The organism is Blastopirellula sediminis, assembly GCF_020966755.1.
Lineage (GTDB): Bacteria > Planctomycetota > Planctomycetia > Pirellulales > Pirellulaceae > Blastopirellula > Blastopirellula sediminis.
Window position 1 is genome coordinate 1,452,631 of sequence record NZ_JAJKFT010000004.1, and the last position, 14,658, is coordinate 1,467,288.

The following is a 14,658-nucleotide window of genomic DNA, read 5'->3' on the forward strand; positions in this document are numbered from 1 at the left end:
GAGGCGGCCGCTTGTGATCGACTAGTTCGGCCGCGGACGATGTCAGGGAGCTCTATTGGGTGTGTCGGCGAGAGGGCTTTTCGAGGCCACGAAGCTTCGTTCTAGCGTTGAGAACTGTGGTCAGGAAGTCCATTTACTGATCCGTTAGGCCAGGAAATTGGTGAAGCAAATTCTGGCAAATTATTTGCCATTTTCTAAAATGAAGCAGTTGGAAAAATAGCACCGCCCAACGCGTAAAGGTAAAACGAAGATGCTGTATGAATTTGACAAGGAGCAGCGACTCCGGATTCACGTTATCGAAAGAAGGCTGAGCGAGTTGTCAGGTGGGGATGTTGCTGCTGCTCGCACCTTGGCAGAATACGCAATTCAGTGCACTTCGAAGGTTCTTTTTAAATTCCGAATGGGTTCAATTTCAGGCGGCGATTTTTGCGTCGTCTACTCGAACCAAGGTCGTGACAACGATTGGCTGCGCGGAACCTTCAGGGATTGCATTTCAGCTGATTGCCAGATTCTTGCGGAAGTCGGTTGCAATTATGGTGAAAAAGTGATTCACATGCCGCAACTTGATGATGTTGCCGCGACTTATTCATTTCTGTTTCTCCTGGTCGGTGATGGCTCTAGCCTAGAAGACGACTTGCGCGAACTCTGGGTTAGGGGGCATTAAAATTCTGAAGTCCCCTGGCAGGAAGATATGAGATTTCCTTGGATTCGCCGACGAGCAATTCGGCTCTTGGGGGCAATCGAAATGGATCGAAATTTCAGTGGAGTTGTCGTCGCATCGTCTCTCAAACGTCAACTTCCGCTTCCAATTCGCTGATACCAAGTTCGACCTTCAAATCCTCGACAGCGATTCGGAACGGGTCATAGATGGGAATCTCTTGCCCGACGATCTCGAACGTGACAACGAGAGTGTAGTTGGCGACGTTTTCAGGATCAGTACTCCAGCCTTTGTGACCTCGAACCGCTATACAAAAGTCCTGTGGGAGCTGGTTGGACTTAATGATCGCCCAGTCCTTCTGGACCGTACCGATATTTCGACGAACCTTGGGGATCTGGCCATCGGACGAGCGGGCATGGATCATCCAGGGAAGGCTGACGCCTTCGCGAATGGCGTCTTCATCATGTTATGGCCACATCGCCCCCTGTTCCACGACCGGCAGCGATCGGTCAAGCGAGATCCATTCCTCAACCGGTTTCAGGCCTGCCCAGTATCTGGTGGTTTGTTGTAGTTGCGATTCTTCTTGTCGCAGCCTGGCACTGGGTTTCATCGTTCTTTCAATGACCTCTTAGGGCACGCTTTCGATCTCACTAGTTGGCTTGTGACTTCGCTAAAAGATCAAAAGTGGTTTTTAGCTCTAAGGCGACGCTCTTGGCTTGTTGATGTGATACCTGATTGATCGGCATTCGACCGCGGCAAAGGGCTTATTCGCCGATTCTCTTTTCTGGTGAATGTGTAGGAAGATCACCACCGAAGCTCGGGCGATCGCCTATCCTCTAGGTACAGGAAACCTCAACCCGGTCGCACGGAATGCATTTACTCCAATCCCAAACCTGTCTGGGGCCGAGTCCAATGCTTACCGCATCTAAAAAGAAAGCTATTCAAGAGTCTCTCCAGCAACTGTCACTGGCCCAGTCGTCGGCCGTAACTCAGATCGAGGCGATCATTGCGACGCTTCTGGCGACGTTAGATCTGGAACCCTCAGGAATTGCGCCCAGACCTTCAACGCCATTACCCAACGCAAACGCAGCCAGGTTCTCCGTTACTTGGGACGGCAAGGAGTGCTCACTGGGGAACACACGCCTCTTCTGGCTGTTTCATCGACTGGCGTCGAGCGCCAACCAATACGTGACGCATGAAGAGCTGCTCGAATCGGTTTGGCACGGTGAACGAAGCGAGTCGACGGTCCGAGGCGCGGTAAAGCGTCTCCGCGATCAGCTGGCCGCGGCTGGGATGATGGACCTAGCCAAAGCGGTCGATGGAACGGTCACGGGGTACTACGGTTTGATTTTTGTTTGAAAAAATCCCCAAATCAAACGCAGATCAAACGGGCATGAAACGGGGATCAAACGCCCCTGGCGCATGATAGAGGTCAGACGTAGTTCTCGACTCTCTTTTTTCCGCACCAGGAGGTGAAGACGATGGTCCCAGCTTCGATCGAACACGCATCAAACTCGGATCAAAAGCCCAGCGAGAAGAAACGTGCTGCCCAGTACGTCCGCATGTCAACGGAGCACCAGCAGTACTCGACCCTCAATCAGGAAGACATTATCCGTGAATATGCCGAGCGACGTGGGTTCGAGATCGTGCGAACCTACGCGGATGAAGGCAAGAGCGGGCTCAGCGTCGCCGGTCGCGACTCGTTACGCCGGCTGATTGCCGACGTCCAGGAGCTTCGCGCCGACTTCGACGTGATACTCGTCTATGACGTGAGCCGTTGGGGACGGTTCCAAGATGCCGACGAAAGCGCCTACTACGAATACCTGTGCAAGCGGGCCGGCATTGAGGTCCACTACTGCGCCGAGCAGTTCGAGAACGATGGCGGACCTACCTCGACGATTATCAAGAGCGTTAAGCGAGCGATGGCCGGCGAATATAGTCGTGAGCTGTCATCAAAGGTCTTCAAGGGGCAGTGTCGGCTGATCGAACTTGGGTTCCGACAAGGGGGAGCGCCGGGGTTCGGCCTGAGGCGAATGCTGATCGATCAGGGCGGGCAGTCGAAATCCATCCTGAACCGTGGCGAATACAAAAGCTTGCAGACCGATCGCGTCATCCTCGTCCCCGGGCCTCCTGACGAGGTGGTGGTGGTCCGGGAGATTTACGATCTCTTCGTCCGGAAGGGGAAACGAGAGGGTGAAATTGCGGGCCTGCTGAATAGCCGCGGGATTACTACCGATTACGGACGTCAGTGGAATCGTGGAACGGTCGCCCAGGTGCTGACAAACGAGAAGTACATCGGCAATAACGTCTACAATCGTACGTCGTTCAAGTTGAAGCGAAAGCACGTCGTCAACTCGCCTGAGATGTGGGTCCGGGCGGATGGTGCCTTTGAGCCGATCGTTCCCCCTGATCTCTTTTTCACTGCCCAGGGGATCGCCCAAGAGCGAAATCGGCGATTTTCCGACGACGAGCTGATTGAGCGACTAAAGCTCTTGGCTAGTCGCCATCCGACCCTTTCTGCGGCGATCATCGACTCGGCGGACGACATTCCGACTTCCTCGACCTTCCGTTCGCGATTTGGGAGCCTGATCCGGGCGTACCGCCTGGCTGGCTATACGCCGGAGCGAGACTATCGCTATCTCGAAATCAATCGCCATCTCCGGGAGCTGTACCCCGACCTTGTTGCCGACGTCGTCCAGCGATTGGATGCCGTGGGGGCGTCCGTCACGCGGGACGCGACATCGGATTTGTTGCTGATCAACGGCGAGTACAGCGCCTCGATGGTGTTGTCGCGATGCCGCCAGACGCCGGCCGGGGCGCTCCGCTGGTGGATTAAGTTTGACGAACGCATTGCTCCTGACATCACGATCTTGGTCCGCATGGACCCTGAAAACGAGGTGGCTACGGACTACTACCTCTTCCCGCTAATGGATCTGGCTGAGCCGAAAGTCTTGCTTTGCGAGACCAACGGCGCGTTTCTGGATACCTACCAGTTCGACAATTTGGACTATTTTGCCCAACTTGCCGCACGCAGCCGAATTGAGGTGGCCGCATGAAAGAACGTCGCGATTCCCATATCTGAAGTCGCTTTTGGACAACGCTCGGCTCGTTCGGTACCTGGCTGGCAATTATGCCGAACTGTTGACGGAATTCCAGCGGACGGTGGAATCTAGAACCGTGGCGGATTTGCCACTAGGAGGATGAGTTGCTATTGAAGTGCTGAGTCGTGAATGATCAGCGCCGCTATCCGTTAAGCCGTCGAGCAGTTGCAGCCGCCCCACGGCGTCGAGCGAGCAGCTCCCCGCCGTCCGTTTGCCCCTGGATGCAGGTGATTAGAGAGCTTGCAACGTCTGTAAAAAAATGGAGAGCAGGATAAATCGCTGTCCTACCCGCCAAATTTTTCCGCTAAGGCAGTCGTAGGATCGGATTTCGTTTCAACCAAGCCTAAGAACTCGTCGAATCTGTTCAGCCTGGACTCAACGACCTTCGAAATCTTTTCTGAGATCGATTCCGCTTCTTCCGTGCGAAGTTGACGCGTACGAAAATAGATCGTCTTGTCGAGGCTACCGGTCAACTTGATTTCCGAGGAATCGTACCTTCTAAATATCTCCTCAGAAACGGCTTGGGGATCAAGTCCGAGCTTTCTTATCGCTCGCGCAATACTTCCAGTTCTCGTGGCACTGCTTAGAGAACGAAGGAAATTTCTCGCGTCTTCGCTGACGGCGCTAAGTGGTTTGAGCCAGGCCGGCCCCCTGGCTAACACCTTAATCGCTCCGAGGTGAACAAAGGCGTAGAACAAGGCATATTCATCTTCCTTTCCCTGAAACTCAGTCCAAGGATTAATCGACTTTAGATCGCTACTCACCGAATCGAACAAGCTATTCCAAACTTCTTCGATTTGCGTTGGTTCCCTGAGTGCCGATTCGATCATTTCCCTCTGTATTCGGCCATTTGAATTGCAGTAGAGCAATCTGCCAAAAGCGGGCTTCTGATCTCGACCCGCTCGACCGACTTCCTGGTAGTACTGCTCAATTGACTCGGGCAGCAAATAGTGGACTACACCGCGAATGTCTGGTATGTCAACGCCCATTCCAAATGCACCTGTAGCGAATACGACATCGATTTCACCAGTTTGGAATGCGGATATAGTTTCATCTTTCTCCCTCAGCGACAGGGCTGCATCAAATGGCTTACAGCGGTGCCCGAGTTGCTCGAAGTATGCCGATAACGCTCGAGTTCCATTCGCCTTACTTTTGATACGGTGGGCGTATACTATAACCTTTTCTCCGCGATGCTCTTCGAGCAACACCTCGAGCGCGTCATGCTTTTCTTTGCTGTCCTTAAAGGTCGTAAACGACAGGTCAAGATTTGTGCGAAGCATGTTCTCACTACGCACAATGGCAGTTCGATTCAGTCGAAAGTCGTTTAGGATCTCGCCTTGACTTGTTTCATCAAGTGTCGCAGTTAGGCATAACACTGTCGGCCACGCGTCGCGACCAAAACTGCGGTCGAACACACCTGGAAGGCATTTATAGGGAGGTCGGAAATCATGTCCCCATTGGCTAATGCAGTGCGATTCGTCAATTGCGAGCAGGGAAATTCGACTCCGATGCTTGGATAGCAGGTATTCTATATACCCATCAGTCTCCATTCGTTCAGGCGACACGAAAAGGAAACCGGCCCCACTGTCCCATCGAAACTTTTTCAATTGGTCCTGAGCCTGTCTCGCATCAGTTGCGCCACCAAGGGAAAGGACGTTCGCCCCCGACTGAATTAAGTTAGCGGCCTGCTGCTGCATTAAGGCGATTAAAGGGGAAATGACTACGCCGACTTTGCCAGATGCCAATACTGGCAATTGATACGCAAGCGATTTCCCCATGCCAGTGGGCATGAGCAGGAGTGTTGACTCGCCTTTCCACAGGCGATCAATGGCTTCCCTCTGGCAATCTCGAAAGCCAGCGATGTCGGGATAGAAATGCCTGAGAGCGTTTTCTGGAGCAACGTTGCTTATCATGCTGGTATCCCGAAACTGTCGTGAGCACGCATCGTCTTCATGTCATCAAGATGCTCAGCACAGACGGCTTCCAAAAAGCGTTCTACGTAGACATAGCGGCGCTGATCATCTACGCCAAATCCCTGCTCAGCTGCTTTGGAGGATATCCATCGGTAGATGCGAAGTAGATAGAGCGAAAACACGTCGTACGGATACCAATAGTTCTGGTCCATCACGAAGCTCCCGTTCGCCGCTTTAGTCTCGTCGTTGATCATCAAGAATTCGGAAGAATCGCTGATCATCCCAAACGACTTCCTGCCGGAGAGGAAATAGAGCCCGAATAAGGCGAATCGCCCAAGCTGGGGCATTCTTTGGGGGTCCTTGTGAAACAGTACGATCGTCTTGATGCCCATTCCAATGACTCCCGGGATATTCAGATTCTCGTCATCATTGATTGGAGCCAATTGGAATTCGGCTGGTGCGTTGTAACTCTTGTAGGCGACAACCGAGTGGTTCGCGGACCACTCGTCATAGAAATCCAGGACGTTTGTGAACACCGCGAGCAAGTCCGCTGGACGAGCCAGCCGAAATTTCTTCTGCCACTCCTTAAGCTCCTTGTTTGATTGGCGTAAGGTTCTGGCAATCACGGGTAGCTCGCGGGTCATCAAATGCTTGAACGCATTTGGATCTTCTTCGTATTCCTCGATTGCTCCTTCGTCGAAGAACTCTCGATACTTTGCAGCTTCACTTTCAAACTCTTCTACAGCGACGTCAAAAGCACTCACAAGCAAAACGCCGTCAGCTTGTGTGCTCGGTTCTTGCTGAACTCTGGCACCTAGGATCTCAATGACGTCACTAGCAGGCGGTCGGAGGCGATCGAGAAACTTCTGCCAATACACCGGAAGTCCAGTTGCAATTTCGTTCCACACGTCTTCAATGTGTCTCAAATCCCTGGCGAGTTCGAATTCGGCGTTATCAGTTCGCGCAATCGATCGAAACATTTAGGACTCTCCTATCTTGACGCTTAATAGTCTCGAAATTGTCTTCCAGTGGGTGCGACGCTTTTCCGACTTGCCGAATACCTCAATCGCTGGCTTTAGGTTCGCCTCATTCGTCGTTGTGATGATATGGACGGCGAGTCGCGCCCTCGAACATGCGATATATAACAGTTTCCGCCAGTCTGTATCATCGGCCTGTTCGAAGTCGACGTCGACAACGAACACGTGCATTGCTTCCAATCCTTTGAAGCGGCGCGTCGTATTAAAAGTTATACGCCCCGGTTCGGGAGTTTCGGCTGTTTTCGCTCGGAATACAGAATCGCGAAAGCCGCTATTCTCAATAGTCTTTAGCGACAAAATGGCAATCTCGTTTGCGGGAACCGCATCCTGATCGAGCAACGTATTTACAAGTCGATTCAATAACGACCTTGCCGCCTCGATCGTCGGCACCGGATAAATTGTAGGTTTAGGGCCATCGAGCCCTTGGCTTTCCCCGACTTTTATTCCGGCCGACTTGTATGCCAATTTGCAGACTTGGTCGCTGTTTCGACAGTTCTTGGTAAGCGTTAGTCGACATGGAATATCATTTAGCCACGCCGCGTCGCGATCGTTTTGTACTGCCTGAAATGGATCGTAGAACACGTAGAATGCACCGCGTAATTGAAAATGCAGCCTCAGCATGTCTAGCCAGTCCGTCACAAAGTCCTGGGCTTCATCAATGACAAGATGGGTGTAAGGCATTGCAACGCCGTCACAGAGATATTCGAGAAGTCGCTGAACACACGAGTCCAAGTCTCCGTGTGGCCCAACGATTTCCCGCGCAAAACCATGAAAGCTACGATAAGATACGTTCGCTTGACGGTGAGTCTCTTGGAGGTGTTTGCTTAGGGCCGAATTGAAACAAAGAAAGAGAACGGGTTCGTGGGGGGTCGCTAGGCGTCGTGCCTTTTCAATAGCAAGCAATGTCTTTCCTGTTCCAGCAGGCCCAACTATTGCGGCCTCCATTTGCTGATCCAAATACCCTATTACCCTGGCTTGCTCTTGAGTTAACCGGACCATTTCATCGAGCCACTCTTCTGTCGTCTTGCGGACAGAATGAACAAGCGAAAAGGTCGGACAGAGCGTTCTTCGAAGGTCAATTGTTCGGTCCCCGGGAGGCCTTGAATTCCGCACACTGTTCTTCCAAAAACTGAACGCTTTTAAGATCGCATTTTCCGGATTGGACAAATGTGTCGAATCCAGGGTCGTTTCGTCCGGGTAGCTCATTGGCAAATGAGTACGATCGACGATGAGTTGATCAGGGAACCACACTGCATGACAGACGAGAGTCGCATCCGATCCAGCAAAACGAGTTTTTAGCTCTTCGAGAATTCGGAATTTGGTTCGGTTTGCTTGTTCCTCTGGCCAGATTTTTTCTTCGTGGCCGCTTTTTCTGTTCTTCTGATACCATTGCCCGTCTTCGCAGCGGATTTCGCCTCCCTTTACTTCAACAACAAGTATGCCGAATTGCGGATGAATGACGACGAAGTCGCCTTCACCTTGGGGCCGGTTTATATTCGGGTTCCAGCTGCCAGCATGAATCCATCGAAGCGAGTGCAATACGACGATTTCATCTGGTAGCGATCGCAGGGCACGAAAGACACGTTCCTCTCCTTGACTTCCATGGAAGTCGTTGGGAATCGGAGGAATCATTTGAGCCATTGTTCACAGCACCTTTCGTTTTCACGGTGATTCTCTGATGATCTATTGCTGCCGATGTGTGTGCTGACGGTTGTGTATATAAATGAGTTGGATTGTGCTCCCGAGAATTCGAATCTTGTGCAAAGCACGTCATCAGGTAAGTGGTCCAGAATCTGTATTCGGTCTATTGTCGCGGTGAATATCGCGTAAAGTCAATGAACTAGAAATTTCACCCGCTCCTCAAATACTCGTCGCGTCGCATCTGGCTCGCGAAGTCGGCACTGGAGCATCTCGATTGCCAATTCTGCCGGCAAGCATTCACTGAACTTCAGGCCATCTATAGCCGCGTCTTCCACAACCGGTCGCATTTCCGCAACGTCATGCTGACGGATTGCCTCGATGGCCTGTTCGACATCTTGTTGTTTCAGCGATGGCTCAAAGGTCAATGTGAAGCTGTCGTGCTTGACCTTTGTGTTGGTGGACAGCGACAGTGCGTGAGAAAGCGTCGCATTGGCGCGAAACCCTCCGAATGTCCACCATTCCACTTCGCCAGCTCCAGCGAGAATGGCTACTGTGGAGTCGGGGGCGACCCAGGCAAACTCCTGGCGAATCTCCGCAATACGCTCAGCGGCGCGGCGCGACCAGTATTCTTCCGAATTGTCCGTCGCCAAGACACGCTTGATCGCTTGGGCCATGCGAAAGCCAAGTCCTTGGCCTTCGCCCATCCAGCGGCTTCGCCCTGTCGCGTCGGTCGGTTCGACGTAGGCCATACGTCGGCTCCAGTCGATATGGTTGACCTTCCAGGCTCGTCCCCCTAGAAGCAAGATCCGCGGACCTTCATGCTTGCCAAGGAATGTCATGATGTCGACGTAACCAATTTCCTGGCGACCGTGCAAAATGGAAAAAATTGGCGGCGACATAAACACGGAGAATAGCTCTAAGAAGTTTCGCCGGCCGTAGGTGGATTCTCCCTCTTTGCCCATGGCAAGGATGCCAGCGTCTTCCCACAGGATTTCGCGTTCGAGCATTGAGGACACGAGGTATTCAACCTTTTCGGGCGGAATCGTTTGAAAGCCTGGGACCCCTTTTAGCCAACTAAACCACTCGGCGCGGCCGATGCCGCTTTCTTGCAGCGTCAGCGCCATCAATTGCTGGGCAAGCACATGGATCGGCATCGGAGGCGGCTCAATCGGCTCTACGTAGCCCTCCCTCCAGAGGTTTATCAGCGCGGATGCCTGAACTAGCGTCTCATCTTTGGTCGCTAGGAATAGGCAGTTGCGCATCGTTCCGGATCGCCGACCGGTTCTTCCCATTCTCTGCAGAAAGCTCGAGACCGTGGGGGGAGAGTCGATCTGAATAACTCGGTCCAGGTTACCAACGTCGATTCCTAGCTCAAGAACGCTCGTCGCCACAATTACGCAGTCATCACGTGAAGCGAACGCCTCTTCGGCTTGATGTCGCTGGTCTTGGCTTAGGGAGCTGTGGGTCACGAACGTGGTGACTTGCAGGTTCCGCAATTCCGTAGCGAGTTGTTCAGCTCGTGATCGGCTATCTACGAACGCCAAGCGTTTTTCACCCCGATGCAGTCGCGAAATTACGAGCGCGGCATTTTGTAGTGAACCGACGAAGTCAAGCTGAACGTCGGCCTGGCCGCCGCCAGAGGATGGGGGCAAGAAAACATCTCGTGGTCCCTTGCATGATCCTGCGAGCCAGCCTGATAGCGTCTCCGGGTTTCCGACCGTCGCGGATAGACCGAGGCGCTGTAACTCTCGACCGGCCAACTTCGAGATTCGCTCAAGCACCGATAGCAGGTGCCAGCCGCGATCGTCCCCAGCGAATGCATGAATTTCGTCGACTATAACGACTTGGAGGTTGGCGAAAAGACTTCGACTGTCCACACTCGGTGAATCGAGCATGACTTCGAGTGATTCTGGCGTCGTTAGTAGGCAGTCAGGCGGTTCTCGGAGGATCTTTTTGCGGGCAGTTGGTTTGACGTCGCCATGCCAAAGGGCGGATCGCCGGCCGAGAAGGGTGCTGTACCGCTGCAACCGAACATCAAGATTGTTGAGGAGCGCTTTGATTGGACAAAGATAGAGGACGCTCAGCCCTGTCCAGCCCTCGGTCAACATCCGGGAGACGACGGGAAAGAACGCCGCTTCCGTCTTACCGCCAGCCGTTGGGGCTAGCACGATCAAGTGCTGACCGTCGAGGATTGGAGAAATCACCGCTTCCTGAAAAGGGCGCAGCTCGCGCCAGCCGAGGCTGTTCACGATGTGGTGCTGTAATGCAGGGTGGAGGCGGTCGAAGCTGCTCACAGGTCCAACTCTATTTCATCTACGTCGCTCGCCCCCATGGCCTGACGTTCCACGGCGGTCATTTCGTTATCGCTCATCGTTAGCGTATAGTGCACGCGCGGGTCAAAGTCCGGGTGTTGATCGATGCGGTCCAGTACATCCGTCACCAACTTCTTCAGGAATATCCGTGGTGCGACGCCAACCTTTCCGCCAAGCTTACCAGCAACGGCTTCTGCTAGATCTTGGACGTAGGCGTCATCGCACATACTGGAGATTCGATCCGGGGAATGGGAGTGTTGCTCGTAAATGTCCCTGACCTTGCAGCCGACCAGACGCAACCGTTCCAAGCTGAAACCAGGCAAGCGGATCTGAGGGGCGCGGGGATTGTCGAATCGCGAATCCGTTTGAAAATCAACATGTAGCCGTTGAGCCAGCGGCTCCAGGCGTTGAATTCCTTGGGGGCCTTCATAAAAAGCCGGAGTACCGGTGATGAGCAGGTAAAGGCCAGGAAATCGCCCGGAGTCAACCTCGTCGATCAGTTGTCGCAGAGCGTTCAGGCTCTTATCACGTACGTCGCTCCGAACCCGTTGGATCGTTTCGACCTCATCCAGGATTAGCAAGAGGCCTGGACTCCCAGAGTCGCGGAGGACGATCAGTACGCCTTGAAGGAAGCTCAACGCCCCAAAGTGATCGATGTCCCCCTTCACGCCGCACGCTCGCTTGGCCCCCGCAGAGACGTTAGGTTGGCCTGCGAGCCAGGCCAGTATCCCTTCGGCGATTGCCTGGTCGCCGGCCGCTTGAGCCTGTCGGTAGCCACGTAATGCGGCGCTAAAGGTCGGAGCGGTGCTGCTGACCTTGGCCAATCGCTGCTCAAGTAATTCGTTTGTACGCTCGATCAAGGCCTGTTGGTCGTTCGGATCGACCGTTCCCTCGGCGAGAGCATCTTCTTCTAAGGCGTAGAACCAGCCATCGACGATGTTGCGCCAAGCTCCCTGCGGAGTGTCAGCGGTTGATAGCCGCTCCATCAATCGTCGGTACACCGTTTCTAGCCGGTGCAGCGGCGTTTCCGTCTCAGATACCTGTACCTCGGCTGACGCGAAGCCCTTTTTGCGGGCTCGGTCGGCCATCCAGCGCGAAAAGAATGTCTTACCGCAACCATATTCGCCGCGAACCGCTTTAAATACGCTGCCGAGAGAAGCGACTTTGTCCAGCTCCTCGTCCAAAACTGGCTCATAGCCGCCGAGTCCCACCGCGAACGCGTCCAGGCTATTGCGCGGAACGGTTCCGCGACGCAGCGCGTCAATGATCTCTTGCCGGCGTTGAGGGCTAATGCTCATTGGTTACTCCACTAGGTCGAACTGCTTGAGCAGGATGCTGCGATTCAGCTCGACCGTTTCCGAGGCGTCATCACGACGTAGGACGTCGTAGCCGTCAACGTTCAAAACTCGTTCCGCCTTCGCCAAAAGTCCAGGCAGTCGAACCTTGGGTACCTCAAGCGTTCGCGCTAACGCCACGCTAGTCATCTTTCCTCCCCGTTCATCCAAGGAGGAAAGTAGCCGAGCGAAGATTTCATCGGTAGGAACCCCGCGTCCGGCAAACCGCTTTTGATCTTCAAAGACCGGACTGGCAAGCAAATTCGACACCCACTGCGGTAAGGCAGCGTCAGCGACGGCCAATCGCGGCTTGTCCTCCATATCGAACAGGGTATCGATAGGCTTCGAGGCCACCGGCTTAAGTTTCGGAACTGGCTTCTCCGCTGTCGGAATTTTCGCCGCCGACGATGCATCCCACCAGTCTGGCGTATCGATGAGCTGCTCGCTCCAACCTTGGGGGAAGCTGTCCGTGCTGGCCATAACCGCGATCGGGACGATCATTTCCTGCGGCGATAGTCCGCCGTGATAACCGTTCTTCTTCATTCCATAGCGGACTCGCTCGCTCCAAGGAGCGATCAACTGGTGACCGTTCGTCAGAACTCGTGACCCTTTCACGAACAGCTCATCGTTCCCAGGGCTGCCTTTTGCGCTGCGCCAACGTTCCCCACCCGCCAAGTCTTCTTTGAATGGGCGTCCTTCCGCCTGGCAGTCCAAGACGTGGCCATGATCGCTCACCAGCACCACCAGCCGGCGCGCAATCCGAGCTTCATGAAGCAGGGCGGGCAATACCTTAATCTCGTCACGGGACCAGCGCGTGTCAATTTGCTCCCCTTTGAGCAAATGATCATCGACGGCATTCACGACGACGCCCACGACGCGCCGATGCGTCGAGGCGATTTCTTTCCGAACCTCCGCAGCCAACACCGAGTCATCCGATTCCTGCTGAAGTCCCGCCTTGTGGAAAAGGACTGGGGGCGAACCGCTTCTGGAGTGCTCAAGCAGGCCAGGGTGCTTGGCAAACCCGATTTTCTCATCCTCTTGCGTCCCCTGGCTCCGCTTTCCGCACAAGAGGCTGGTCCGAGAAAACTCGGTTACAGAGGGGATCGTGGCCACGCCGGGCCGATTCATGTCGCGACCTGGCTCCGCGAGCAGAATCCAGTCATGTTTCGTCACGTCGGCAAGCAGCTCGCGGCAAACGGCCGTGCTCATGCCGTCAATTACGATTACTAGGACCATCGCCTCAGCGGCAAGCGGAGCGACAATCTCATCCAGGATTTTCTCAACAGGGATTACCTGGTCGCCGTGCGAATTCGCCGCCGTCCAGTCAACAAGCAGCTTTCCAAAGGATTGGCTTTGCTGCTCACGGACGTCGCGAACACGGTTAAACAGTCGGGCGTAACCTTCCGAAAGTTCACGGATGGGATCGCCACTGCGAAGGCTAAGGCGAGCCCAGTCGACGAACCCTCCCTCATGAAGCTGTTTGTCAGCCGCTTCGGCGAAGGACTTAGGCTCATTCGGGCCATGCTCATCCTGATTGGCCAGCCAGCGCATCAGACGCAGCGCCATTTCGATTCTCTCGACGCGCCGGATCTCCGAAGCGGACTGGTCGTGGAGGCTTACCTGCTTCTGTGTCGCCACCAAATCTTCGAGGCGATTCCAGTTGCCTTGATCCAAGATACCAGACAGCGTTTCCCCCACGCTCACCAATCGCTGGTCGAAACCAAGCGAGGAGGTGTCAGACAAATGTGCCCAACCTTCTGCCTGGATGTCGCACAGGATCTTATCGGCCCGTTGGATCGTCTGGTGATAGCTCTTAGGGGCCGTGTGCCGCAGGCTGCGAACAACCTCGGTCGCAGCGGTGCTCCAGCGTTGCATCTGTTCGGTATCGGGCGACTTGCCCCCCAAGAAACGTTCCTCTAGCTTTCCAGTCGCCTTTTCCAGTTTGCCCAGGGCCGAAGGATGGTAGACAACGGCAGCAGCCAAGCCCAAGGGAACCGCATCCGCTCGATCCAGCTTCTCGATGCAATGCAAAACCGTCTTCGCGGCCGGCCCCGCTTTCTCCGCCAACCAATTTGCCGCACCTTGTCGGAAGGCGTCCGGGCGACGTCGAAATTCGCTCGTCGCGTCGGCATCCAGCGACCACTTCAGCAGTGAAGTCAGGTCCGGGGCCTCGGCGCGAAAGCCGATCGCCCCTTCCAGCAGCAACGGCCAGACTGTCTCGGAATCGAGGAATCCGCCTCGCGCAGCTGGAAAACCGTCAGCAGGATTCAGCTCTAGCAGCGCTTCCGCAATCCAGGCTTGTTTCGTCAGCCGAGGATCGACGGCGTGGGCATCGAACAACGATCGCACGATTTGCCAAGGATCGATCGGAAACAGCTTCCGTTTTGCCAATCGCAGCATAACGTCTTCGCCAAGGTCATGTTCGTCCAGACCGGTAATCAGAACTTTCGTGACCCCTTCGTCCGTTGGCTGCCGTAGCGCGATCCGAAACGAAAGCGGCGAGTCGCATTGGTGAATGGAATAGCCCTGTTCGCCATCGTATTTGATCGCTTCTCCGGTCCATCGCCCGGCCGAATGGATACCAATCGGGTCTTCACGCGAAACCTTCTGACGGATCGCGGCGACTTGCGCTTTAATTTGGCTGAAGGAAGGTGCCGTCATC

Annotated in this window: 10 protein-coding genes; 4 read left to right on the forward strand and 6 right to left on the reverse strand. The window is 54.4% G+C overall.

Annotated elements, in window-relative coordinates:
- Positions 1-250: 250 nt before the first annotated feature.
- From LOC68_RS09565 to LOC68_RS09580, 4 genes are all read left to right on the forward strand, one after another.
- Positions 251-664 carry a hypothetical protein gene (locus LOC68_RS09565; RefSeq protein ID WP_230218071.1) on the forward strand — a complete coding sequence of 138 codons (414 nt, stop codon included), beginning with the start codon at positions 251-253 and terminating at the stop codon, positions 662-664.
- A gap of 97 nt (positions 665-761) precedes the next feature.
- The gene (locus LOC68_RS09570; RefSeq protein WP_230218072.1) at positions 762-1,229 is read left to right on the forward strand and encodes a hypothetical protein; all 468 of its coding nucleotides are present in this window, start codon (positions 762-764) and stop codon (positions 1,227-1,229) included.
- A 341-nt stretch (positions 1,230-1,570) separates the two neighbouring features.
- Complete coding sequence (locus tag LOC68_RS09575) at positions 1,571-2,017, forward strand: winged helix-turn-helix domain-containing protein (RefSeq protein ID WP_230218073.1); 447 nt, start codon at positions 1,571-1,573, stop codon at positions 2,015-2,017.
- Between the two features lie 122 nt (positions 2,018-2,139).
- A complete protein-coding gene (locus LOC68_RS09580) occupies positions 2,140-3,714 on the forward strand; it encodes a recombinase family protein (protein ID WP_230218074.1) in 1,575 nt (524 codons plus the stop codon).
- Positions 3,715-4,043: 329 nt separating this feature from the next.
- On the opposite strand, the gene LOC68_RS09585 is transcribed toward LOC68_RS09580, so the two are convergent.
- The 6 genes from LOC68_RS09585 to pglZ form a co-directional block, all read right to left on the reverse strand.
- A complete protein-coding gene (locus LOC68_RS09585) occupies positions 4,044-5,672 on the reverse strand; it encodes a RecQ family ATP-dependent DNA helicase (RefSeq protein ID WP_230218075.1) in 1,629 nt (542 codons plus the stop codon).
- Positions 5,669-6,652: a hypothetical protein gene (locus LOC68_RS09590; protein WP_230218076.1), complete on the reverse strand. Its 984-nt coding sequence runs from the start codon at positions 6,650-6,652 to the stop codon at positions 5,669-5,671. The genes LOC68_RS09585 and LOC68_RS09590 overlap by 4 nt, the downstream gene beginning before the upstream one ends.
- Positions 6,653-8,350 carry an NERD domain-containing protein gene (locus LOC68_RS09595; RefSeq protein WP_230218077.1) on the reverse strand — a complete coding sequence of 566 codons (1,698 nt, stop codon included), beginning with the start codon at positions 8,348-8,350 and terminating at the stop codon, positions 6,653-6,655.
- A gap of 191 nt (positions 8,351-8,541) precedes the next feature.
- Entirely contained in the window at positions 8,542-10,644 is a 2,103-nt protein-coding gene (locus LOC68_RS09600; protein ID WP_230218079.1) for a DEAD/DEAH box helicase, read from the reverse strand.
- The gene (gene brxD / locus LOC68_RS09605) at positions 10,641-11,960 is read right to left on the reverse strand and encodes a BREX system ATP-binding protein BrxD (protein WP_230218081.1); all 1,320 of its coding nucleotides are present in this window, start codon (positions 11,958-11,960) and stop codon (positions 10,641-10,643) included. The genes LOC68_RS09600 and brxD overlap by 4 nt, the downstream gene beginning before the upstream one ends.
- 3 nt (positions 11,961-11,963) lie before the next feature.
- Entirely contained in the window at positions 11,964-14,657 is a 2,694-nt protein-coding gene (pglZ, locus tag LOC68_RS09610; RefSeq protein WP_230218083.1) for a BREX-2 system phosphatase PglZ, read from the reverse strand.
- Position 14,658 lies beyond the last annotated feature (1 nt).

What these genes read in the sequence shown, in the direction of transcription:
- LOC68_RS09565 (WP_230218071.1), top strand. Translation starts at nt 251, where the DNA reads ATGCTGTATGAATTTGACAAGGAGCAGCGACTCCGGATTCACGTTATC.
- LOC68_RS09575 (WP_230218073.1), top strand. Translation starts at nt 1,571, where the DNA reads ATGCTTACCGCATCTAAAAAGAAAGCTATTCAAGAGTCTCTCCAGCAA.
- LOC68_RS09580 (WP_230218074.1), top strand. Translation starts at nt 2,140, where the DNA reads ATGGTCCCAGCTTCGATCGAACACGCATCAAACTCGGATCAAAAGCCC.
- LOC68_RS09585 (WP_230218075.1), bottom strand. Translation starts at nt 5,672, where the DNA reads ATGATAAGCAACGTTGCTCCAGAAAACGCTCTCAGGCATTTCTATCCC.
- LOC68_RS09590 (WP_230218076.1), bottom strand. Translation starts at nt 6,652, where the DNA reads ATGTTTCGATCGATTGCGCGAACTGATAACGCCGAATTCGAACTCGCC.
- LOC68_RS09595 (WP_230218077.1), bottom strand. Translation starts at nt 8,350, where the DNA reads ATGGCTCAAATGATTCCTCCGATTCCCAACGACTTCCATGGAAGTCAA.
- brxD (WP_230218081.1), bottom strand. Translation starts at nt 11,960, where the DNA reads ATGAGCATTAGCCCTCAACGCCGGCAAGAGATCATTGACGCGCTGCGT.
- pglZ (WP_230218083.1), bottom strand. Translation starts at nt 14,657, where the DNA reads ATGACGGCACCTTCCTTCAGCCAAATTAAAGCGCAAGTCGCCGCGATC.